Source organism: Microbacterium sp. NPDC058062, assembly GCF_042885375.1.
GTDB lineage: Bacteria > Actinomycetota > Actinomycetes > Actinomycetales > Microbacteriaceae > Microbacterium > Microbacterium trichothecenolyticum_C.
In genome coordinates this window covers 564,876-587,673 of record NZ_JBHVSC010000002.1, presented here as the reverse complement: position 1 = coordinate 587,673, position 22,798 = coordinate 564,876, and the positions used below count along the sequence as shown (strand labels likewise).

Sequence of the window (22,798 nt, the reverse complement as noted above, 5' to 3'; positions counted from 1 at the left end):
TGGGATGAGCCTCCCGGGCTCGATCGATGGGTAGAAGGTGGGCGAGGCGGGCTACGCTCTGGTCATGGTGCGCGACGAGTTCACGGGTGAGTTGCTTGCCGCACGTGGTGATGCGCTCGTGCACAGGCTGGTGATTCCTCGCCCTGTCGCGTGGGTGTCGACTCGATCGGCGTCCGGTGCGGACAATCTTGCGCCGCATTCGTTCTTCACTGTCGTGTCCACGCGTCCATCGATCTTGATGATCTCTTCCATCGGATTCAAGGACACGGCGCGGAACGTCATCGAGACGGGCGAGTTCGTCGTCAACGTGTCATCCGAGGCGAACGTCGAATCAATCAATCTGACGGCTACGGAGTATCCTCCGGAGCTGTCGGAGTTCGATGAAGTCGGCGTGAGGCGCTTGCGATCGATTCTAGTGAACGCGCCGTCTGTTGCAGAGTCTGCGGCCGCAATGGAGTGCCGGTTGGTGCGCCACGAAGAGATCGGGAACGGGTTCCTCCTGTTCGGGGAGGTGGTTGCGATCACCGTCGATCCGGCTGTGTGTGGAGACCGTGGGCCTGAATCGGGGCTGTTGCGGCCGGTGGCGCGCCTCGGCGGTATCGAATGGACGACGCTCGGCACGGTGACTCGGCGTAAGCGCATGCCGTTCGCCCCGAGGAACTGATCGACCCACTCCCGACCCCACTGGCAGCAGGTAGCCGACCCATGACGGGAGGCGCTGCTCCGATCCGGTTAGGAGGAGCGGATTCGGGTCAGGGGATGAGCACGGCGCGACCAACGATGTCGCCATGGTGGAGACGGCCGAAGACGTCGTTGATCGCGGCGAGTGGGAATCGTTCTATATGAGAGACGAGATCGCCTTTCTGCGCGAAGGTGAGGACCTCTTCGAGCTCGTTACGGGAGCCCCAGCTGCTGGAGGTGAGCGTTGCGCCCTGCGCAAGGCCGAAGAACGAGTACCGAACCGATCCACCTCCCAGCCCGACGACCACGACTATGCCCTGACGTCCGACCACCGCGGCAGCGGTCGCGAGGGTGGCATCCACGCCGACGAAGTCGATCACTGCGGCGGCTCCTCTCGCGTCGGTTGCGTCCCAAATGGTCCTCGTCGCGCTTTCCGCGCTCGGGTCCACCACGACGTCCGCGCCCAGTTCGAGGGCGAGTTCGCGCTTGTGCGGGTCGTTGTCTACGACGATCACTGTTGAGGGTGTGAGCATCTTCAAGAACTGCACCCCGTACTGCCCGAGCCCCCCTGCGCCGATCAGGACCGCGCTGGTTCCGGGGACGAGTCGCGAGAGTGTCTTCTTCACCGCTGAGTAGGGGGTGAGCGCAGCGTCCGTGAGTGGTGCTGCGTCGGCGGGGTGGAGGCCGCCGGCGGGGATGAGATGACGTACCGACGGCACGATGAGGTACTCCGCGTACCCGCCTTCAGGACCCATCCCACCCCAGCGAAAACGGTCGCACAGCTGCTCCGTCCCGCCCAGACAGAAGTGACAATGTCCACAACCCCATCCCCCGAAGACCACAACCGCGTCGCCAAGCGAGAGACCTTGACCCTCCGCTCCCGCGCCGAACGCGTCGACCCACCCCGCGTTCTCGTGCCCGAGGGTGTGGGGCAGGTCGACCCCCTTCACACCTCCGGATTTGATGTGCAGGTCGGAGTGACAGGCCCCCGCGGCGCCGACGCGGATCCGCACCTCTCCCGGGCCGGGCACCGGGATCGGTACGTCCTCAACGACGAATTCAGCGCCCAGAGTGTGCAGACGAGCTGCCTTCATGGGGCTGTCAGAACAACGGTGGATCTGGTTTGGCCTGACCGAAAGGAAAGGCGATGACCGATGTCATCGAGATGATCGATCCTGTGACCGGAGAGATCATCGATCAGCAACAGATCGCGGCGCAGTTGCTCGCGCAGGCGAGGGAGCAGGGCGTCAGCCTGGTCGGCCCAGGCGGGCTTCTCGGGAACCTCACGAAGACAGTGCTGGAGACGGCGCTCGAGGCGGAGTTGACCGAGCATCTCGGCTATGAGAAGCACGGCGCCAGTGAGGGCGACAACGCCCGCAACGGCACCCGGTCTAAGACGGTGCTCACCGAGGTTGGCGCGGTGCAGATCGATGTGCCGCGGGACCGGGACGGATCGTTCCAGCCGAAGATCGTCCGCAAGCGGCAGCGCCGGTTGGACGGGATCGACGAGATCGTGCTGTCGCTGACCGCGCGGGGGCTCACGACCGGTGAGGTGGCGGCGCACTTCGACGACGTCTACGGCGCCAGCGTCAGCAAGGAGACGATCTCGAAGATCACCGACAAGGTCATCGAGGAGATGACCGAGTGGCAGAACCGTCCGCTGGACCGCGTATACCCGGTGGTGTTCATCGACGCGATCGTGGTGAAGGTCCGGGACGGGCAGGTGCGCAACAAGCCGTTCTACGTCGCCGTCGGCGTGACCACGGCCGGGGAACGCGACATCCTCGGGATCTGGGCCGGCGACGGCGGCGAAGGGGCGAAGTTCTGGCTGGGCGTGCTCACCGAGCTGAAGAACCGCGGCGTCGAGGACGTCTGCATCGTCGTCTGTGACGGGCTGAAGGGTCTGCCCGAGTCGATCACCACCACGTGGGAGTTCGCGACGGTGCAGACGTGCATCATCCACCTGATCCGCAACACCTTCAAGTTCGCGTCCCGCAAGTACTGGGACCAGATCGCCCGCGACCTACGGCCGGTCTACACGGCCCCGACCGAGGCCGCCGCGAAGGCGCGGTTCGAGGAGTTCGCGGAGAAGTGGGCGAGCATGTATCCCGCGATCCGCAAGCTCTGGGACAACGCGTGGAGCGAGTTCATCCCGTTCCTGGACTACGACGTCGAGATCCGCCGCATCATCTGCAGCACGAATGCGATCGAGTCGCTCAACGCGAGATACCGCCGTGCAGTGAGAGCACGCGGGCACTTCCCGAACGATGCCGCCGCGCTGAAGTGCCTCTACCTCGTGACCCGCTCGCTTGATCCCACCGGGCGAGGACGGGCACGCTGGGTCACGAGGTGGAAGCCGGCACTGAACGCGTTCGCGATCACCTTCGAAGGCCGCATCAACTAACCATGCGCCAGATCAGATCCACCGTTCATCTGACAGACCCCGTCAAGGTGCGGAAGGGCAGACTAAGCCCCTCCGCCTGCCGCTGGGCGTCGTCACTCTAGGACCCTACGCCGAGATGGGCTCCGCCGGCAACATCTAGGGAAACGCCGGTGATGTAGCGGTTTATTGGGTCAGTCAAGAAGCTAATCGCGTTGGCAACTTCTGCAGGCTCGGCGAATCGTCGCATGGGAAGTTGCGCGGCGCGAGCGTCCCGCGCGGCCTGTGCACCTGCCGACTGTTCGGCGAGTTGGGCCCACATAGGTGTGTTCACGGGGCCAGGGTTTACGGCGTTGACCGAGATGCCCGCAGGGCCGAGGATCTTCGCCATTGACCACATGATGTGGAGCACAGCGATCTTGCTGGCGTTGTAAGGCAAGTAGTCGACCCGCGCCTCTTTGGCTGCGACAGAAGACAGCAGGAGGATCGTTCCCTTCGTCCCACTGTCACGCATAAGGTTCGCGACCTCGCGAGTGATCGTGAAAGTACCCGTCGCGTTGATACGCATGACGCGCTCGAACTCTTCAGTGGTGGTCAGCAACGGATCCGGAGTGCCACCCAAGACGCCGGCCGCGTGTACGAGAACGTCGATGCGACCGTGATCCGCGACGGTCTGACGGACCACATCCCGCGTCTGCTGCTCGTCGGTCACATCGAGTGCGTAGAAGCTGTCCACGTCCTGGCCCTCGAGCTCTGCGCGGTCGGCTCCGAGGACGATGTCGCCGCGCGCGCGCAGCGCGTCGACCACTGAGGCGCCGATTCCTCCGCTCGATCCGGTGACGAGGGTCACTTGGGGGTTGTGCGATGGTGCTACTTCACCGCTTTGCTCGACCACACGCGTCCCTCCTGCTCCTCGGTCGGCAGACCTGATGCGGCAAGGATCTGGTCCAGGAGTTGCTGGGTCTTGACCGCTTCCCACCCGGAGGTCAACGGCGGCTGCCGGTCGTGGACGCGGTCAAGGAAGTGTCGGACCGCGTTGGCAAACCCGAAAGTCTCGGTTGCGGTCGCCCACCCGAAGGCTTCGGGGCTCATAGAGCGGACAGTGCGGACGCCGTCGACGGTGACGGTGACGGTGTCAGGTGCGACTACCTCGGCCGACCGCATCTGACCGTACGCGTCGAGCTTCTCTCCCCAAGCGCCAGCGGCGCGCGCCGCAACCAGAATGCCGGTGTTGCCGTTCGAGAATCGGACGAGGGCCGCTGTACCCTCCTCTTCCCACGGGTCGTCGCCAGCGGATGCTGCGGATACCTCGACGACCTCGCCACCGCAGAACCAGCGGAGGAGGTCGACCATGTGAATCGCGTTCTCGAAGGTCGCCCGGTACTCGCTGCCGGCGCGGTTCTTCTGCGCGACGCAGAACGATGCGCCGGCGGCGCCGAACGCGTCTCGTGCGGCGACGTAGACGGGTGCGAACCGCCGGTTCAGTCCGACCATCAGGATCCGCCCATGTTCGTCGGCGAGTTCGGCGAGGCGGACGGAGTCAGCAGTCGAGGTGGCGAGGGGCTTCTCGCAGAACACGTCGACCCCTGCGCGGAGGGCGCTTTCGACGGCTGCGACGTGCTCGGAGCGTGGCGTCAGCACGAAGATAGCGTCGAGGTTTTCCGCGGAGAGCATCGCATCGACCGTGCGGTACACGTTCGCGAATCCCCACCGCCGCTGCAGGGCGCTCGGGTCCTCGCGGCGGGACACCAGGGCACGCAGCTCAACGTCAGCGCGCTGCACAAGAGTGGGCAGCTGGGCGATGCTGGCGATGTTTCCTGCACCGACCACGCCGACGCGGAGCGCACTCATGAGAGAGCCTCGGAATTCTCGATGGTCACGTCGTAGTCGATCTGTGCCAGCAGTGAACGGAGGTGCTCGGCGCCGCGGCGGAATCCGATCTCCGGGGCGTCAAGGTCCTGCGGGTGCCACCGGTATTCGTACTCCAGCGTGAGCACGTCGTCGTATCCGACATCCTTGAGACGGCGGAGCGCGCGCGGCCAGTCCAGGGCGCCATCACCGACGACGCGGGAGATGACCGCGCGCTCTGACGCGTGTACGCGCGCCGTCTCGGACGCCACGAACGGCGCGTTCGGGTCCTTGAAGATCAGGTCCTTCACGTGGACATGGCCGATGAGGTCGCCTTGTACGGCGAAGGCGTCGTCGACGTCCTCGTCGTGGGTGAAGGTGAGGTTGGCCTGGTCATAGAGCACCCGGACGGAGGCTGCGTTGACGGCGCGGACCAGCTTGGCGGTATCCCGTGCTGTCTGGGTCATCGTCCCGAAGTGATTCTCGGCACAGAGGATCACGCCAGCGTCGGCGGCCGGACCGGCGAGTTCCTGCAGTGACCGGACGAGCTGTGCCCAGTGGGCGGCGTGGCCCGTCTGACCTGGCTGCCAGGCGCCGGAGTAGACGCGGATGCGGGTCGCGCCGACGGTGTGAGCGATGTCCAGAGCGGACTTGAACTCGTCGACGGCTGCGACGCGGGCCCGCTCGTCCGTGGCGTTGATGGCGGTCGTGTACGGGGTGAGTCCGATGATGGGGACGCCCTCGCTGTCGGCGACGCGCGCAGCCTCCGCTGCCGCCGCGGTGTCGCCAAGGGGCAGGCCACTGATGTAGTCGTCTTGGTAGATCACTTCGGCGGCGTCCAGGCCGGCGCGCGCGAAGAGTCTGATGGCGTCCGGGACCGTGTGGTTGGGGGTGCCGAGGGTGTGGCCGGCGATTTTCATGCGGATGTCTCCGAGTTGGTTGAGGGGGAGTGAGTGTGCCAGTCGGCGGGGCCGACGAGGTGGGGGGGATCGGCGACGCGGGATCGGTCGACGAATTCGAGGATGAGTCCCCAGTCGGTGCGGGCGTACACCCAGCGGTTTCCGGCCACGGCCGGGCTGTCGCCGGCGACTTCTTTGCGTGCGCCGAGGATTTCGATGCCGTTGAGGGGTGCGATGGCGTCGACGACGTCGTCCACGTCGTCGACGACGAAGCAGAGATGGTGGCCGCCGGCGTCGCTGGCACGCGGGAACTTCGGGGTGCGGTCCGCGCTCCACCATTGGAACAGCTCAACGTTCAGGTTCGGCGGAAGTCGGAGCATGCGCAGTTTGAGGTGCGCGTCGGCGGGAACTCCGAAATGCTCTGGCATGACTGCCGCGTCCGGTCCGCGGCTGGATTCGTAGAGTTGTTCCGCGCCGAGGAGGACGGTGAAGAGGCGGGTCGCGTCGTCGAGGTCGGGGACGGTGAAAGCGACGTGGTCCACGTACTGCAGACCGGGCAGGCGACGAGGATTCTGATTCATCGGTGAAGTTTCTGCGTCGAGGAACGGATGAGGAGGGTCGGCTTCAGGACGACGTGGTCGGGTGGTCCATCGGTGATGAGGGTTTCGCCCAGTTCGATGGCGATCCGGCCGAGGTCGGTGATGGGCTGCCGGACGCTCGTCAGCCGGGGGCTGAAGTGAGCGCCGAGGTCCAGTCCGTCGAAGCCGACGACAGAGAGGTCGGCTGGGACGTCGAACCCGCGCGCGCCGAGCTCGGAGATCATGGCGAACGCGATCATGTCGTTCGAGGCGATGACTGCGGTGGGGCGCACCGGCTCGCGCATCCAGTGGTCCACGATCCCGGCACCCAGTTCGGATCCGGGTGCAGCTTCCAGCACCACGGGCGCAAACCCGTGCCGTTCGGCGGCGCGATGGTACGCGTCCCACCGGTCTTGGGCGGTATGGGTGCCGACGATGCCGGGCGCGTAGCCGATGCAGGTGTGGCCGAGACCGAGCAGGTGGTCGACGGCAAGGTTGACGCCGTGCGCGCTGTCCACCGTCACGGTGGGCAACGAGGGGTCGTCCTCGACGCGGTCGATGACGACGACACGGTTTTCGAACGCGTGCTGGCGCAGGGTCTCCAGGTCTAGTCGGGTGGAGGGTGCGACGACGGCGAAGGGCGAGTACATCGAGCGCATCGTGTTGAAGTAGCCGGCAGTCTGGCCGGTGTCGCCGCCCGTGATGCAGAGCATCAGTTGGAAGCCTCGCGTTTCGGCGGCGGCGGTGGTCGCTCGTGCCAGCTCTGCAAAGAATGGGTTGGTGATGTCCGGGACGATCAGGGGGACGAGGTTGCTGGAGCCTCGGCGGAGGGCTTGAGCCAGCGGGTTCATGGAGTAGCCGAGCTCGGCGGCGACACGCAAGACGTGTTCCTTCGTCGACGCGCGGACGGCATCTGGCCGTGAGAAGGCGCGCGACACGGTTGAGCGGTGCACGCCCGCCGCCTCGGCGACATCGTCGATGCTGACCTCAGCCATGAGACACCTCCTCTGACACGGCCCCGGACCAGATGATCTCCATGGTGGTCACGAGCTCCGCCAGCGTCGGCATGCCGGTGAACCCGGCGGCGAGTGTGTCGGCGACTTCATCGACGAACACTTCGTAGAGCGGGTCGCTGTCGACTTCGAGGAGTGCGGTCGTGGTGTTCCCCGCGTTGTCGGTGAACGAGGCGCCGCCGGTGGTGTCGACGGAGGCGAATCCGTTGCTGCCCGCTGCCGTGAAGCTGCAGTAGCGCTTCAGGCCGGAGTCGGGATAGGCATATCCGACCTCGACGATGGCCTCGCGGCCGGTCTTGGTGGTCAGGATCATCGTGGCGTGGTCGTCTACGGCCGCGCCGTGCAGTGCTGTGGACTGTTTCCGGATGATCTCGTCGGGGAGTCCGAGGTGACGGATCGCCATGTCTACAAAGTGCGGGCCAAGGTTCATCAGGCTGCCGCCGCCAGACAGTGTCGGTTCGAGCATCCACGGATTGCCGTTGCGCTGATACCTCGACGGTGGTCCGGCAACGAACGCCATCCGCTCGTACACGATGTCACCGGCCTGGCTAAGCCACGTTTCGATGGGAGCGCCCCGCTGAACCAGGGGTACCGTCGCGGGGACTCCGGCTCGTCTCGCCGCCGCTTCGATGCCCCGAACCTCATCGAGGTTGGCGCCCGCCGGCTTCTCAATCACGAACGGGATGCGCCGGTCGATGAGGAGCTGACTGATCGCGGCCATCTCGTGATGCGGATTGAGCACGAAGACCACGTCGATGTCGTCGTGGCTGAGCGCATCCTCAACGGTTGACGTGATGGGGACACCGACAGCTTCGGCTAGCGGCCGCGCGTGGTCGGGCTCCGCGGATTGCACTGCCGCTACGTGAAAACGGCGGGCGAGACCCGAGCCGTACAGCGGCGCATGCCAGTGGGATGCTCCCAGCACGACAGCCGTCGGCCGGGCATCAACAGGGGGGCGCGTCATCGCCGTCGACTCCTTTGTGGCTCGTGCGGCCAGAAATGAGATCGATCTCTGAGATCGATCTCAGAAATCCTGACACAACCCGACCGAAGCTGTCAACGCGCTCGCATTGCGCGCTCGCGGATCTCAGAGAAGTGGTGTATTCCTCGATGTCATGTTCCGAAAACTTGATGTCCTTGAGTCCATCCGCGAGTCCGGCAACGTCCTCATCGTTCGCCTCGACACGGCCGAGGAAGCGTACGAGGTCGCGGCTGCGGCTGTCGCCGGCGGTATCCGAGCACTGGAAATCACGCTGTCCATCCCGGGTGCGCTGGAGGTCATCCGACGCCTCACCGAGCGCTTCGCCGGTCACGATGTGACGTTCGGCGCGGGCACCGTCCTGGATGGTCACGCGGCGTGGGCAAGCATCCAAGCCGGCGCGCAGTTCCTCGTCAGCCCCAACCTCAACCCCGAGATGATCCGCGTCGCGAACCGCTACCAGGTCGCGACGATCAGCGGCGCCTACACCCCCACCGAAATCCTCAACACGGCGGAGGCAGGCTCCGACATCGTCAAACTCTTCCCGACCGAGGCGGGCGGCATCCCGTACACCAAGGCCCTGCTCGCGCCCCTTGCGCACATTCCGCTCCTGCCGGCGGGAGGGGTCACCACGGCAAACGTCGGCGACTGGTTCGACGCGGGCGTCGTGGCCGTCGGAGTGGGCAGCGCCATCACGAAGGCCGGCCGCCCCGATGGCGACCTGACCAAGGTCACCGCTGCGGCAGAGGAATTCACCGCCGCCATCGTGCGAGCGAAGCGATGACATCCGACGACCGCCCCCGCCCCGTCGCCTACATCACCCTCGGCGGGGCGGGGTCAGGCAAATCGACACTGTCCAAACACCTCAGCGCGCTCACCGGAGCTGCATACCTGGACAAGGACACGCTCGCCGGACCTCTGGTCCGCGTGGCGCTCGAAGCGTATGGTCAAGATCCCTCCGACCGGGAGTCGAACGCGATGTACCTCGAGAAGGTCATGCCGGCCGAGTACGAGACGCTCTTCGCCGCCGCCGGCCGCAATCTAGAACTCGGTCATTCGGTCGTCATCGACGCGCCGTTCGTGGCCTACCTGGAAGACGAAGACTTCCTCCGCCGCTCGACGGAGAACGCGCGGTGGCCCGATGTGCGCATCGTCGTGATCACCGTGCAGACCTCGCCCGACGTGGTGCGGCAGCGCCTTCTGGACCGAGGAAGCGACAGGGATCGCGTCAAGCTGGCCGAGTGGGACACCTATTGGGCTCGGTTCGGTGCGCTGCGATGCTGCTGGACGACCGGCGAACACATCGCGTTCACAAACAACGACGAGTCCGACCTTGCGCGCCTGAGCGATCTCGTACTCGACCACTAACGCTCGATGCCGTGAACCCGATGCTATTTCGACGTCGGGCTTGACAGAACCGACAACCCGTGGGACTGTTAGTAACAGCGTTTCAGTAACACCGTTACCAGACGCGAACTGATCCACAATGGTGAGGAGATGATGACATGGCACTAGCGGACGATGTCGCGAACGCAATGCATGCGCTCGAGATGTTGGCGTCGCGCCCGGAGGGCCGCCGCGTCAGTGAGATCGCCGAGCGGCTCGAAATCAATAAGGCCATCGCACATCGTCTCCTCGCCGCGCTGATGAACGTCGGCTATGTGAGCCAGGACGCCCGCACGTCGACCTACTTCGCGACCCACAGCCTCGGCGCCCTCGGGCTCCGACAACTGTCATCCTCCGGGGTGGGGACGTGGGCGCAAAGGTCATTGGACTCGCTGGCTGCTGACTCCGAAGAGCTCGTCCGCCTCGCCGTCGCGTCGAACGACTCGCTGCAGTGGATCGCGAAAGCACAGGGTTCGAACTCGTCACTCCGGCTCGACCCGGTGATGGGGCAAGATGTCGTGCCGCACGCGACCGCATCCGGAAAGGCATGGCTCTCGACGCTCTCACCTGAGCGCGTTGCGACCGTCGTCGACCAGGAGAATCGGTTGAGCGTCACGTCCCGCTCGCCCCTAGATCGACCTGCCCTGGCCATCGAGCTCGATGAGGTTCGGCACCGCGGGTACGCCACCACCTTCGAGGAGATGGATCTCGGCATCAACGCCGTCGCGGCACCCATCTACGGTGCCGGACCGGGACGGGAAGCGACCGGGACCATCAGCATCGCGGGTCCGTCGGTTCGGATGACGCGGGCACGTATGGCCGAACTCTCACCGTTGCTTCTGGCTGCAGCGGAGGAGATCTCCAAGAGCTGGCCGAGCTACGACTATCTCGTCGCAAGCGAGGAGCTCTCCGCGTAGTCGCCATTCTGCGCTGAGACTCACCATCTCGGTTGACCGGACCGCCGGCCGACCTCTCTTCACCATGTCTATTTTCGGCGACCCCAGCGCCATGCCGTCTTCAACCCGAGGGAGAGCACAATGACAACTTCCCACCACAGCGTTGGTACGTCCACTCCCGACGGACTCCACCTCCCCGTTCAAAAGGGTCGTGCCCGTAACCTGCTCGCAGGGACGGTCGGCCACTTCGTCGAGTGGTACGACTGGTACGTCTACGGGCTTCTCGCGGCCGTCTTCTCCTCGCAGATCTTCCCGTCGGACTCGCCGTTCGCTTCCCTCATGGCAGCGTTCCTCACGTACACCATCGGATTCGTCGTGCGTCCGCTCAGCGGCATCATCCTCTCCCCACTCGCCGATCGGTACGGGCGTCGCAGGATCCTATCCCTCGCGGTTTCGGGCATGGCTCTCGGTGCTCTGATCATCGGCCTAACACCCCCGTTCGCAGTCGTGGGCTACCTGGCGCCGATCATGTTCGTCGTCGCGCGCATCCTGCAGGGCATCTCCGCGGGCACGGAGGGGCAGAGCGCCATCGCTTACATGGTCGAACACGCACCCGCCAACCGCCGCGGCCTGTTCGGCTCCTTCACCAACATGGCCAGCGGCCTCGCTACCCTGGCCGCTACCGGTGCCGCCGCGATCGTGACTGCCGCCTTCGCTCCTGAGGTCCTCGAAGCCTGGGGCTGGAGGATCCCGTTCATCCTCGGCGGCATCCTCGGAGTGGCAGGGCTCATCCTTCGCGCACGCTCAGACGAGTCCCCCGAATTCGAAGCGAGCGCCCTCGTCGAGCAGAAGTCCGCACCCGCGAAGCTCATGGAACTCCTCCGCAACCACCCGAAGGCGATCCTGCAGACGGCCGCTCTGTCGGCTCCTGCCGTCGCCTACTACACCTGGGCGACGTTCCTGCCGACCTACGCGAACATCACCTCCGGGCGCGACCTATCCGGAACGTTGGCCGGCAGCGCCCTCGGCCTCGCATTGCTCGTCATCGTGGTTCCCACGTGCGGCTACCTCTCCGACCGACTCGGCCGCCGGAAGATCTTCCCGATCATCGGCGCGACCGGAATGATCATCCTGTTCTACCCGCTCCTCCTCCTTCTGCAGACACCCGGCTTCGGCGTCTATGTCCTCGTCGCCGCCTCCGGATGGGTCGTGCTCGGCATCTGGCAGGCCGTGTACCCGACGATTCAGGCCGAACTATTCCCCGCTGCCGTGCGTGTGTCCGGAATCGGCTTCGCCCATCAGATCGTCATCGCCGTGTTCGGCGGAACGGCGCCGCTCATCGCTGCTGCGTTCGTGGGCGCGGGACACCCGATGTGGGTCGCGATCTACATGATCGTCGTCGTCACCCTCTGCCTCATCGTCTACTTCACGCTCCCGGAAACCGGCAGTCGCGCGCCGCGCGCCACGGTCTCCGCGACCGACAACATCGCCGTCATCATGGACGACCCGGTGACCACCGAGCCCACCCCCACCGAAGTGATGACTTCCCGCAGCACCGAAAGGACATCCGCATGATCATCAACACGTTCTCCTACCTCTGGGAGGCGTCAGCGCTCGAGGCGATCACCGAGTTGGTGGACAACGGATACTCCGTGTTCGAGGTGCCGATCAGTTCTCCGCACTGCTGGCCGGTGGAAATCTCGAGCTCCGATCGCTCTGATGTTCGGGCGACGCTCGCCGGCGCCGGCGCCGAGATCAGGTCGCTCAACGCCGGCGGCTACGACCTCAATCTCGCCAGCCCCGCGGCCAGCATGCGCAGCAAGAGCATCGAGCACATCACCTCGGTCATCGACCTGGCTGCCGAGTGGAATGTCCGGGAAATCATCATCTCTCCCGGCACCCGACGCCCCATGATCTCTCCGACCCTCGACCAGGTGCACGGGTGGCTATACGAGAGCCTGGACGTCCTGATCCCCAGAGCGAAGCAGGCCGGCACCCGACTCCTCTTTGAGAACACACCGTATTGCTTCACCCCGACGATCGAGACCCTCGCGCACGTGGTGCGCACGGTCAACGATGACGCCCTGAAGATCGTGTACGACGTCGCCAACGCCGCCTACATCGGCGAGGACCCGGTCGCCGCTCTGCGGGAATACCACGAGCTGATCCCGCTCGTGCACATCTCGGACACCGGCACCGACACGTGGGGCCACGACCCCATCGGCACAGGCGTGATCGACTGGCGTGCCCTGGGCCAGGCCGTGGCGGAGACACTCGGAGTCGACAACGTCGTTCTGGAAGTGATCCGCGACGAGAACACCCTGGAAGAGTTCGCGGCCGCAGTGCGCGACCTCGGCGCTGCCGGCTGGAATGTTGGAAGCGCCCGCACCGAGGAGGTCGCGCGATGAGGGCGCTGGTCAGCGGCGGAAGCAGCGGTATCGGAGCCGCCACAAGTGTCAGGATCGCCGAAGCGGCTCTCGCTCGCGGCGAGGAGGCCATGGTCGCGGTGTGCGGTCACACATCCGGCGAGCAACAACACGAGGTCGTCGAATCGATCCGCGCGCTGGGCGGCACGGCGATTGCTCTGGTCGGCGACCTGGGCGACCCCGAGGTGCCGGCTCAGCTGGTCGGGTCCGCCGTCGACGAGTTTGGTGGCCTCGACGCATTGGTGGCCAATGCCGGCATCGCGAAGCCTGGCGAACTCAAAGACGTCGCGCTCGAGGACTGGGATCACATGTTCTCCGTCAACCTTCGCGGGGCGTGGCTGCTGGCCAAAGCCAGCTACCCGCATCTGCGGGACAGCGCGGGCGCGGCCGCGGCCGTGTTCACCTCGTCGATGTCGGGGCAGATCCCACACGCCGGGTCGGGGGCCTACAGCCCCACCAAGGCGGCGCTGACACTGCTCGCGCAGACTCTCGCGCTGGAGTGGGCACCCGATGGAATCCGCGTGAACGTCGTCTCGCCGGGTATGACGCGAACGGGCATGAACACGAACCTGTATGCCGATCCGGAGATCAAGCGGGGGCGGGAGGAGATCATCCCGCTCCACCGCATCGGTCAGCCGGTCGACATCGCGAACGTCATCGAATTCCTCGTCAGCCCGCTCGCGGGATACGTCACCGGGCAGGACATCTGCGTGGACGGCGGGTTCTCCAAGTCCATCCTGAGCCACATCCCTGGCCGACCGAGCTCGAAGTCATAGTCACGACACCTGCGTAACCACAGACACGGGCACTCGCTTTCCCGGGCACACAGCAGCCGAACGAGGCGAACTATCTCGAAGGAGAGACAGAAATGATCACGAAGCGGTGGAGCATCGCGCTGGGAGCCGTCGCAGCAGCAGGTCTGCTGCTCACTGCCTGTACCCCCCCAGCGGACGATTCCGGCGGTGGCGATGGCGGAGGCGACACGGACAGCGGCCCGGTTACCCTCACCTACTGGGACTTCCTGGACCCGAGCCAGGATAATCCTCGAGCGAACGCGTTGCGGGACAACATCGCAGCGTTCGAGGAAGCCAACCCCGACATCAACATCGACCTGTCCGTCGTGTCGCTCGGGGACATGATCAGCCGACTGCCTCAGGCCGCCGCGGCCGGCCAGGCCCCCGACGTGTTCAAGATGTTCACGCCCCAGGTGCCACAGATGGCAGCTGCAGGCGCGTACACGCCGCTGCCCGGAGCGGCGCTCGAGGTGGATGACTGGCTGCGACCCGCGGACACCCTGGCCGGCCCCGACGGCCAGCAGGTCGCCGTGCCGTACGAGTACCGCACGTGTGCCCTGTATTACAACCAGAAGATCCTCGACGAGATCGGCGCCACCGCTCCCACCACGTACGACGAGGTCGTCGACGTCGCGAGCAAGGCAGCCGCCGCCGGGTACACCGGGTTCGGCACCGGGTTCTCCGACACCGACAATTCCGCGATCATCGCAACGTTCTTCGACTGCTTCATGAGCCAGGTCGGGCAGGACATCTGGAATGAGGACGGCGAAGTCGACTATGCCGGCGACAAGGCGGACGAGTTCGGCGACTTCCTCGCGGAGCTCCGCGACGCGGACGCTCTCGGCAGCGCCGTGGTGTCTGACACCTACTCCACCGTTACGGACGGGCTCGCGAACGGGACCGTGGCGATGGCTGTCCTCGGCACCGAGCGCATCGTCACGTATGGGACGACCAACCCCGACATCAAGTGGACCGACCTTCCGACTGCCTCGACGGGGGATCAGACCGGCGCGACCATCGGGTGGACGATGGGTATCGGTGCAGGTAGCAAGAAGGTGGATGCCGCGTGGAAGTTCATCGAGTACATGACCGGCGCGGAAGCAGCTGCGGGACTGGCTAGCGGTGGCGAAGTCCCGACCCGCGCATCGAGCTACGACGACCCCTACTTCTCGACCCCCGAGGCCGACACGGTGAACTCCATCGCAGAGTACGTCGAGAGCAACAGCGAGCCGCACGCCTACCAGGACAACTGGATCGCGGTCGCCACCGGATTGTCACAGGCAGGTCAGGCCCTCGTTCTCAATGGCCTGTCGGGCAGCGAATACATCACCGCCGCGCAGGACGCCGCGAACAAGTAAGCCGACGAGTATCCGGGGAGTCCGCGAGGGCTCCCCGGGGATCGGAATCATCATGACTCTCTCAGCTGGTGTTGTCGGAGTTCCCTCCGGCATCCGCAAGGCGGCGGGCGACACGGACCCTAGCAACAAGGTCCGGCGGCGACGCGTCGACCGACGTGTGTGGTTGTATACGCTGCCCGTCCTGCTGGTCTTCACCTTCGTCTTCGTCGGCCCGCTCATTTACACCGTGTGGACCGCGCTGCACGAGACGACGTACTACCAGATCGGTGAGTTCTCCGGTCTGAACTCCTTCGTTGAGCTGTTCTCTGACCCCAGCCTTCCCGTGCAGGTCGGCATCACTCTCGTGTTCTCGATCGGGGCGCTGGTGGTCGCCCTCCCGGCGGGCTTGATCTCGGCGATCGTGCTCAACGATCTGCATCGGTTCAAGCGAACGGTGCGTAGCTTGTTCCTTCTGCCGTGGCTGATGTCGCAGGCGATCGCCGGAACGATCTGGCTGTGGTTCTTGAACCCCAACTACGGTCCCGCGTCATACATCACCGAGTCTCTCGGATTCGGCCCTACCGACGTGTTCTCGTCGCCCACGGCGGCCCTCATCGGGGTGACCCTGATCACTGCCTGGTGGTCGTACCCGCAGGCGATGCTGCTGTTCCTGGGTGCGCTGCAGACGATCCCGGAGGAGCTTCGGGAAAGCCTCAAGATGGACGGCGGCGGCATCTGGCGGGGATTCGTCAGCATTACACTGCCGTACCTGCGCAACACCATCGTCTCGGTGATCGTGGTGCTCCTCATGCTGTACGTGCAGATGGTGACCATCATCCTCGTTACCACGCGCGGGGGACCTCTCGGGGCTACCGAGACCCTCTCCATGCGCGTCTTCAACCAGACATTCGTCGACTTCGACCTCTCTGGCGCATCGGCGACGGCGATCCTGCTGTTCGCGATCAACACCGTGCTCACCCTCGCCGCTATCCGTTTCCGCCGAAAGGAAGCGCTGTGACTACCGCAACAGAACGCATCGTGACTCCCGGAGCGCCCCAGCGTCGCAGGCGGCGCGTCGAGTGGATGCGGGTCGTGCCCGCCTGGATCTACATCGTTCTCTCGGCCGCCATCGTGCTGCCACCGATCGCCTGGGTCGTCTCTACGGCGCTCAAACCGGACGAGGATACCATCGCGTATCCCCCCGAGTGGATCCCCAGCCCGATCACGTTCGAATCGTTCGCCGGCATTTACACGACGACCAACGTGCGGTTCTTCATCAACTCGCTCATCTACGCCGGGGGGTCGATCTTCCTGGCCCTGGCGATATGCATCCCTGCGGCTTACGTTGCGACCCGCTTCCAGAGTCGTCGCATGGAGACGCTGATGACGGGCATCCTGGTGCTGTCGATGGTCCCCGCGATCGTTGTCTTCATCGCGCTGTACTCCATGTTCGTGAAGACCGCGCTGATCAACACCTATCCGATGCTGATCGTGGTCTACACAGCGATCATCTGCGGGCAGACCATCCTGTTCCTCCGCAACTTCATCGAGAACATTCCTGTCGAGATTGAAGAGGCCGCCGCCATCGACGGCTGCTCCCGGCTCCAGATCCTGTGGCGAATTGTCATCCCACTGATCCGGCCCGGCATCGCTGCGATCGCGATCTTCATCTTCGTCTTCGTGTGGAACGACTTCCTCGTCGGAACCGTCCTCGCAACCACGGAAGACATGAAGACCGTCCAGAACGGCATCGTCCGCTACATCACCACCGGATTCGGCAACTTCTGGGGCCTGTTTTCCGCATTCGTGATCGTCGCCTTCGTCCCGGTCCTCGTCATCTTCGCGGCCTTCCAGAAGTGGTTCATCGCGGGGTTGACCTCCGGCGGCGTCAAGGGATGACGTCGAACACTCTGCCGGTCGTCGTGATTGGAGGGCGCCGACCGGCGCGGTTCATTCGGACGGCGTTCGAACTGGAGTACGCCCGGTGACGCACGCTGGGGTGTTTCCGCACGGAAGCCGGCAGGGCTACGACCTCGGGTGCCGCTCCAGAGGCGGATGCCCTTTCCACGAGCACACCGAAATCCTCAGCTGTGTAGAGGCTGCAATCGCCGTACGCGGCGATCACCGCCTCGCCATCCTGCCTGCAGATCAGCCGATTCCACGGAAGCGAGATGCGGGGAACGCGGCGAGAATTTCACAAAAGGAGTCTGCTGGAGAGCGCACCCACGGCACGGTCTGGCGGTACCGGAACGGCTGCACCGACGCGCGTAGCTGCCCGCATTGGCGACTCGGTCGTGTGACATGTGCCGAGGCCCGTCGCCGCTACTTCGCCGACTATTACGCGCAGCGGCGCGACGGCCGAGGCACCCCGATCCGACACGGCACATCCGCCGGGTACCTCAGCGGGTGCACGTCCGCGCACAACTGCCCGGGGGATGACCGCGGTCGATCGTGCCACCAGGCACGGGCCACCTACCGGCGTCAACGAGCACGCGCGGAAGGCATTGGCCCTCCTGCGCCCACGGTGCCCTCCCACGAAGCCGTGCAACTGGTGCTCGAGCTCGCGCAAACACCCATGACCGGACGCGGAATCGCACGCATCACCGGGGTGGGCAGATCAACCATCGCCCGTCTCATGAACGCCGGCGATGCATTGGACCACGCGACCATCCGCGAAGAAACCCTCGCCGCGATCCGAGCAGCGCACGCGATCCACGCGTTCAGTTCTGTGCAGCGAGCGAGCGCTACCTCTCACCCGCGACAGAACTGACTGAACACGGACCCCGGTTGCCGACAGATGGCACACACCGGCGATCAAGGCAACGCCAAACGAAGGAGAGCAAGGTGGGCGACGGAAAGATTGGTGTCGCATTGGTGGGGGCTGGGGCGATGGGAACTGTCCACGCCGCGATCGCGTCCGGCATAGACGAGCTCGAGATCGTCGGGATCGTGGACCCATTCCCGGAAGCCACCGCTCGCGTCGCCAATCGACTAGAGACAGCCGGCTTCCGTCGTCCCAGCGAGTACGCCACGCTGGAAGAGGCCCTCATTTCACCGGAGGTCGACCTCGTCGTGATCACGACGCCCAGTGGACTGCACGTATCGCAGGCGACGATGGCTCTCGACGCTCATCGACACGTCATCCTCGAGAAACCGCTCGATGTAGATCTGAGTCGAGCGCGCGTGATGGCTGACCGTGCCGCCCGAGCGGCCCGCGAGGGCTTGGTCGCAACCGTCATCAGCCAGCATCGATTCGACGCTGCGTCAGTGATCGTTGCAGATGCCGTGAAGTCCAACGCGTTTGGACGCGTGACAACAGCCATCGCGTCGACAGCGTGGTGGCGACCGCAGAGCTACTACGACTCCGCAGATTGGCGCGGGACTTGGGCTCTCGACGGCGGCGGTGCTCTGATGAACCAGGGCGTGCACAACGTTGACCTCCTGCTCTCGTTCCTTGGGCGTCCCGTGGAGATATCGGGGCAGATAGCGCTCCTCGCTCACGACAAAGTCGAGGTCGAAGACTCCGTGGTCGCGGCAATCCGGTTTGAGTCAGGAGCGCTCGCCGCGGTGCACGCGACAACAGCGGCGTATCCGGGCCTCGCCACGCGCCTCCATGTGATGGGGTCATTGGGCTCCGCGATCATCGAAGATGATCTGCTCACCTACTTCCACGCCGCCCAGTCGCCGGAAATCGACATCGGCCCGATGGGGCTCACGTCCGCTGAGGGCAACACAGCCCAGAGCATGCTCACCAATAGGGGGGAGCGGATCCATCGTCTCGGCTTTGATCTTCCTCCGGCGCCGGCGGGTCAGTACAGCCTCGACCCAACGAGCCATCAGCTCCAGTACATGAATGTCGTGCACGCCATCACCTCGGGCACGCAACCCCAGGTCACGATCCAGCACGCGTACGACGCGATGGTGGTGGTCCGGTCGGTCTACGTCGCCGCGACACTGAACAAGCCCGTGCAATTCGCTGACGTCGCCGCCGGAGTCTACGACGACGTCCAGCTGTCTGCGATCGACGAATCAGGCCGCTCGCCCCGCGACGATCCGATGACATGCGACACGACCCGGGCGAGGCCGGGCACTCATCGATCCCGGTGCACGGGCGTGCGACACAGGTCCACCTGATGGACTGGCTAAGCATCGGCGTCCTCCTGACAGTGGCGGCGGGGGCCACCGTGCAGATCATCACAGGTACCGGGTTCGCGCTCGTCTGCGCGCCGTTCCTTCTGCTCATGCTCGGCCCCGACGTCGGTGTCCGCGCGGTGCTCGTCCTCTCTCTCGCGTTGAATACCTACCTTCTGGCGGTCACGATCCGTCATGTTCGTTGGAAAGACGCACTCCTGCTCCTCCTGCCAGTTGCGCTCCTGATCGTTCCCACTGTCTTCGTTGTGGGTGCTATTCGGGGCCCGGCGCTCACCATCACTGCCGGTGCTGTCATCGTGATAGCTACCCTGCTGGTGGTCCGGCGCCGCACACTGAAGGTGATCGATACCGTTGGGGGCGTGGTGCTGGTTGGCGCCGTCAGCGGGGTGTTCACCGTGGTCGCCGCAGTAAGTGGACCACCAGTGACGCTCCTGGCTGTGCAGCGGAAGTGGCAACCGGATGTTAGCCGCGCCACGATGCAAGCCTTCTTCCTCCCCCTGAACCTCCTCGCGATCCTCGTGCTCGGCCCCGTCGACGCCGACCTTTCCAACGTTTGGTGGGCCATCGGAGGGTGCGCTCTCGGGCTCGTCGTCGGCTCGCTGGGCGCGCGGTGCATTCCAGCGACCGCCGTGCGATGGGCGATGTTGACAGTTGCAGCGGCGGGCGGAGTTTGGCTGATCGCAAGTGGGGCGTTGGAGATGATCGCAACAGCAGCCAGCAGCTCTCCGACCCGTAGCGGCCCCGTCTAGTGGCTACTTCGCGCCTGGGTTGATGCGGGCCCCGAACGCATCCCGGCCCTTCCCAATCGGCTGTCGGACCATTGCTCACGAAAGAAGGAACCGATGTCTCACCACTTTTTCGGCCGCGTAGACGAGGAAACCGCATGATCAGCGGCAGGGCCACTCTCATCGCCCACCTGGGATTCCCCACAGATACCTTCGCCTCGTCCTCACTCTGCAACCCCTGGTTTGACCGGAACGGAATCGATGCGGCCGTCGTCCCGATGTCCGCCCGGGCCGAGGGGTATCCTGACCTGTTTCGGTCCCTCTTCTCTGTGACCAACCTCCGCGGTGCACTGGTGACCATGCCTCACAAGGTCACGACCATGCAGCTCGTTGACGAGGTAAGCCCCGCGGCAGCGATCGCCGGCGCGACCAACGCTGTCGTCAAGCGTGAAGATGGATCGCTCCTCGCTGACCAATTCGACGGGGCCGGCTTTGTCCGCGCTCTCGTGCGCAAAGGATTCGACCCGGTCGACAAGCGCGTCCTGATCGTCGGCACCGGAGGGGTGGGTTCGGCCATCGCTGCATCGCTGGCCGCAGCGCAGGTCGGTGAACTCAGCCTGGTAAATCGCCGCAGCGCATCGGCGGTGGAGCTGTCTCGTCGTCTCGAAGCTCACTATCCAGACGTGAACACCGGCCTCGGATCGAGAGACCCTCGCGGGTTCGACCTCATCGTCAACGCAACTTCCCTCGGGGTGCAAGCGAGTGATCCTCTGCCTCTCGACCTCCATGGTGTTGTGAGCAGTACCTTCGTTGCGGACGTCGTCAACAAGCCCGGCCTCACTCCGTTCCTGCTGGCGGCACGCGACAGAGGGTGCACCGTCCAAGTGGGCCGCGACATGCTTCTGGAGATGGTTCCTGCATACCTTGCCTTCTTTGGGTACGAAGGTGCCATCGCCGAAGACTTCGCGTAACTAGGCGGCCGGATTGAAGCGCCCTGGGTCTGATGGAGACTCGCGCTATTGGATTCCGACCAGCTGTTCGCGGTCGGCGTGGACAGCATAGAACGCGTTCTCGAACTCGACGGGTGGCATGTCGCCGAGGTAACCGTGGAGGCGTCAGTTTAGATCGCTACGTATCAGTTGGGGCTGAGCGCGGGGTAGTCGGTGTAACCCTCGGCGCTGAAGGCATAGAACAGCTCGGGCCGGGGGAGATTCTCGGGGTGGCCGGCCTTCCACCGCACAACCAGGTCAGGGTTAGCGATCACGGCGCGGCCGACGGCGACGGCATCCACGAAGGAGGCTTGGACGAGGGTGGCGGCAGCCGCAGCAGATCCCGATGAGCCCGCGAATCCTCTGTTGGCGATGAGCTTTCCGCCGAAATGCGCCTGAAGCTCTTCGATCAGCTCCCCGGTGGGCTCGCCATGCACGACCGACAGGTAGGCGAGACCGAGTGGGCGCAGCTGACGGAGAAGTGCGCCATAGGTCGCGCGCACGTCATCATGATCGGACTCGAGCGCTCCGCCGATGTTGATCGCGGGAGCGATACGGATACCGACCCGATCGGCACCGACAGCCTTCACCACGGCGGTCGTGAGTTCGACGACGAGGCGGGCGCGGTTCTCGGGTGAGCCGCCGTATTCGTCGGTGCGCACGTTTGATCCGGGGGCTAGGAACTGATGCATGAGGTAGCCGTTGGCGGCATGCATCTCGACGCCATCGAAACCAGCCGCGATCGCACGTCGTGCAGCGACGACATGGTCGGTGATCGCCGCTGTGATCTCGCCGGCTGTCATTGCGTCGGGCTCGACAAATGCGCTCTTCCCGTCGCCGACGTGCACGAATCCAGGTGACGCGATCGCGCTGGGCGCGAGGACTCGGCGCCCACCGTTGAGATCGGGGTGAGACTGCTGGCCGCCGTGCATCAGTTGCAGGACGATCTTGCCACCCTTCTCATGGACCGCCTCGACCACACGCGCCCAGCCGGCGGCCTGCTCGTCGGTGGCGATCCCGGGTTGCCCCGCGTACGCCTGCGACTCGAAGCTCGGGTACGTGCCCTCCGTGACGATCATTCCGACTCCCGCCCGCTGGCGGTAGTACTCGACCAGGAGATCACCAGGGACGCCAAGATCGCCCGAGCGCATCCGTGTCAATGGGGCCATGACGATCCGATTGGCCAGATCGATGGAGCCGAAGGTGATCGGTTGGAACAGGGGAGAGTTCGAAATGTCCGTCGAGATCGTGTCCGTCATAGTGTTCTCCGTCCGAGCGATGGGTCGCGGTGTCTCCGCAAGAAACTCTAACGGATCTACGCAGTAATGCGTACATCGGGTCGGAAGAGATGCGGCCGAGAGAAGTGGCTGAGGGCGGTGGCTCGCTCGCATTCCTCGTGAATGGCGGGGGTGCTGACGACCGTCATCTTCGGCAGCCTTCGCCATATCCCACCGATAGGCCAAGCTTCAACACCGACAACAGCAGGACCACGGCCAGCGTTGTCGTGCGTCCTTCAAGCGTTACATGGATCTGCTCTAAAGACCTCTTGCGGGGGCGGCGCCCGCGGTCTCGATGCAGCATGCCTTCGAGGCGATGGCGCTCATCCGCTCCGTGTACATCGCGTCAACTCTTCAGTGATCAGTTCGCTTCCGAGATGTCCTGGACGGCCGGTACAACCACCTCGAGCTCGAGGCCGTCGACAGCGTCACGACCTG

At 64.9% G+C, this 22,798-nt stretch carries 23 protein-coding genes; 15 read left to right on the top strand and 8 right to left on the bottom strand.

Annotation, left to right across the window (positions count from 1 at the left end):
• The first annotated feature begins 64 nt into the window (after positions 1–64).
• Entirely contained in the window at positions 65–664 is a 600-nt protein-coding gene (locus ACFVSU_RS07520; RefSeq protein ID WP_387140290.1) for a flavin reductase family protein, read from the top strand.
• An 88-nt stretch (positions 665–752) separates the two neighbouring features.
• On the opposite strand, the gene ACFVSU_RS07515 is transcribed toward ACFVSU_RS07520, so the two are convergent.
• Positions 753–1,775, bottom strand: a complete 1,023-nt coding sequence (locus ACFVSU_RS07515; protein WP_387140287.1) for an NAD(P)-dependent alcohol dehydrogenase — start codon at positions 1,773–1,775, stop codon at positions 753–755.
• Between the two features lie 71 nt (positions 1,776–1,846).
• Between ACFVSU_RS07515 and ACFVSU_RS07510 the strand changes: the two genes are divergently transcribed.
• Positions 1,847–3,085, top strand: coding sequence for an IS256 family transposase (locus tag ACFVSU_RS07510; RefSeq protein ID WP_387141288.1), 1,239 nt, complete (start codon positions 1,847–1,849; stop codon positions 3,083–3,085).
• 97 nt (positions 3,086–3,182) lie between these two features.
• Here ACFVSU_RS07510 and ACFVSU_RS07505 read toward each other — a convergent pair whose 3' ends face one another.
• Genes ACFVSU_RS07505 through ACFVSU_RS07480 form a run of 6 tightly spaced genes read right to left on the bottom strand, consistent with a single transcriptional unit; the run spans position 3,183 to position 8,363 of the window.
• Positions 3,183–3,911 carry an SDR family NAD(P)-dependent oxidoreductase gene (locus ACFVSU_RS07505; protein WP_387140284.1) on the bottom strand — a complete coding sequence of 243 codons (729 nt, stop codon included), beginning with the start codon at positions 3,909–3,911 and terminating at the stop codon, positions 3,183–3,185.
• A gap of 20 nt (positions 3,912–3,931) precedes the next feature.
• On the bottom strand, positions 3,932–4,912 hold the full coding sequence (locus ACFVSU_RS07500; protein WP_387140281.1) for a Gfo/Idh/MocA family protein: 981 nt from the start codon (positions 4,910–4,912) through the stop codon (positions 3,932–3,934).
• On the bottom strand, positions 4,909–5,829 hold the full coding sequence (locus ACFVSU_RS07495) for a sugar phosphate isomerase/epimerase family protein (protein WP_387140278.1): 921 nt from the start codon (positions 5,827–5,829) through the stop codon (positions 4,909–4,911). Before ACFVSU_RS07495 ends, ACFVSU_RS07500 begins: the two co-directional genes overlap by 4 nt.
• Positions 5,826–6,389 (bottom strand): VOC family protein, encoded by a 564-nt coding sequence (locus ACFVSU_RS07490; RefSeq protein ID WP_387140275.1) that lies wholly within the window; start codon positions 6,387–6,389, stop codon positions 5,826–5,828. The genes ACFVSU_RS07495 and ACFVSU_RS07490 overlap by 4 nt, the downstream gene beginning before the upstream one ends.
• Positions 6,386–7,381 (bottom strand): LacI family DNA-binding transcriptional regulator, encoded by a 996-nt coding sequence (locus ACFVSU_RS07485; RefSeq protein ID WP_387140272.1) that lies wholly within the window; start codon positions 7,379–7,381, stop codon positions 6,386–6,388. Before ACFVSU_RS07485 ends, ACFVSU_RS07490 begins: the two co-directional genes overlap by 4 nt.
• Positions 7,374–8,363, bottom strand: coding sequence for a Gfo/Idh/MocA family protein (locus ACFVSU_RS07480; RefSeq protein ID WP_387140269.1), 990 nt, complete (start codon positions 8,361–8,363; stop codon positions 7,374–7,376). Before ACFVSU_RS07480 ends, ACFVSU_RS07485 begins: the two co-directional genes overlap by 8 nt.
• Positions 8,364–8,469: 106 nt before the next feature.
• Here ACFVSU_RS07480 and ACFVSU_RS07475 point away from each other — a divergent pair, with 106 nt between their 5' ends.
• The 13 genes from ACFVSU_RS07475 (at position 8,470) to ACFVSU_RS07415 (ending at position 21,065) form a co-directional block, all read left to right on the top strand.
• A complete protein-coding gene (locus tag ACFVSU_RS07475) occupies positions 8,470–9,162 on the top strand; it encodes a bifunctional 4-hydroxy-2-oxoglutarate aldolase/2-dehydro-3-deoxy-phosphogluconate aldolase (protein ID WP_387140266.1) in 693 nt (230 codons plus the stop codon).
• Positions 9,159–9,746 carry an AAA family ATPase gene (locus tag ACFVSU_RS07470; RefSeq protein WP_387140263.1) on the top strand — a complete coding sequence of 196 codons (588 nt, stop codon included), beginning with the start codon at positions 9,159–9,161 and terminating at the stop codon, positions 9,744–9,746. The genes ACFVSU_RS07475 and ACFVSU_RS07470 overlap by 4 nt, the downstream gene beginning before the upstream one ends.
• 167 nt (positions 9,747–9,913) lie before the next feature.
• Positions 9,914–10,681 (top strand): IclR family transcriptional regulator, encoded by a 768-nt coding sequence (locus ACFVSU_RS07465; RefSeq protein WP_387140260.1) that lies wholly within the window; start codon positions 9,914–9,916, stop codon positions 10,679–10,681.
• A 120-nt stretch (positions 10,682–10,801) separates the two neighbouring features.
• Complete coding sequence (locus ACFVSU_RS07460) at positions 10,802–12,235, top strand: MFS transporter (protein ID WP_387140257.1); 1,434 nt, start codon at positions 10,802–10,804, stop codon at positions 12,233–12,235.
• On the top strand, positions 12,232–13,068 hold the full coding sequence (locus ACFVSU_RS07455) for a sugar phosphate isomerase/epimerase family protein (protein WP_387140254.1): 837 nt from the start codon (positions 12,232–12,234) through the stop codon (positions 13,066–13,068). The genes ACFVSU_RS07460 and ACFVSU_RS07455 overlap by 4 nt, the downstream gene beginning before the upstream one ends.
• Complete coding sequence (locus ACFVSU_RS07450; protein WP_387140251.1) at positions 13,065–13,862, top strand: SDR family NAD(P)-dependent oxidoreductase; 798 nt, start codon at positions 13,065–13,067, stop codon at positions 13,860–13,862. The genes ACFVSU_RS07455 and ACFVSU_RS07450 overlap by 4 nt, the downstream gene beginning before the upstream one ends.
• Positions 13,863–13,954: 92 nt before the next feature.
• On the top strand, positions 13,955–15,238 hold the full coding sequence (locus ACFVSU_RS07445; protein WP_387140248.1) for an ABC transporter substrate-binding protein: 1,284 nt from the start codon (positions 13,955–13,957) through the stop codon (positions 15,236–15,238).
• A 52-nt stretch (positions 15,239–15,290) separates the two neighbouring features.
• Positions 15,291–16,235 (top strand): carbohydrate ABC transporter permease, encoded by a 945-nt coding sequence (locus ACFVSU_RS07440; protein WP_387140245.1) that lies wholly within the window; start codon positions 15,291–15,293, stop codon positions 16,233–16,235.
• Positions 16,232–17,116, top strand: a complete 885-nt coding sequence (locus ACFVSU_RS07435; RefSeq protein WP_387140242.1) for a carbohydrate ABC transporter permease — start codon at positions 16,232–16,234, stop codon at positions 17,114–17,116. Before ACFVSU_RS07440 ends, ACFVSU_RS07435 begins: the two co-directional genes overlap by 4 nt.
• Before the next feature lie 643 nt (positions 17,117–17,759).
• On the top strand, positions 17,760–17,987 hold the full coding sequence (locus ACFVSU_RS07430) for a hypothetical protein (RefSeq protein WP_387140239.1): 228 nt from the start codon (positions 17,760–17,762) through the stop codon (positions 17,985–17,987).
• A 74-nt stretch (positions 17,988–18,061) separates the two neighbouring features.
• The gene (locus tag ACFVSU_RS07425; RefSeq protein ID WP_387140236.1) at positions 18,062–19,351 is read left to right on the top strand and encodes a Gfo/Idh/MocA family protein; all 1,290 of its coding nucleotides are present in this window, start codon (positions 18,062–18,064) and stop codon (positions 19,349–19,351) included.
• On the top strand, positions 19,351–20,118 hold the full coding sequence (locus ACFVSU_RS07420) for a TSUP family transporter (protein ID WP_387140233.1): 768 nt from the start codon (positions 19,351–19,353) through the stop codon (positions 20,116–20,118). Before ACFVSU_RS07425 ends, ACFVSU_RS07420 begins: the two co-directional genes overlap by 1 nt.
• A gap of 134 nt (positions 20,119–20,252) precedes the next feature.
• On the top strand, positions 20,253–21,065 hold the full coding sequence (locus tag ACFVSU_RS07415) for a shikimate dehydrogenase family protein (RefSeq protein ID WP_387140229.1): 813 nt from the start codon (positions 20,253–20,255) through the stop codon (positions 21,063–21,065).
• Positions 21,066–21,229: 164 nt separating this feature from the next.
• Here the strand turns inward: ACFVSU_RS07415 and ACFVSU_RS07410 are convergent, their stop codons facing one another.
• Positions 21,230–22,342 (bottom strand): alkene reductase, encoded by a 1,113-nt coding sequence (locus ACFVSU_RS07410; protein WP_387141285.1) that lies wholly within the window; start codon positions 22,340–22,342, stop codon positions 21,230–21,232.
• Positions 22,343–22,798: the final 456 nt, after the last annotated feature.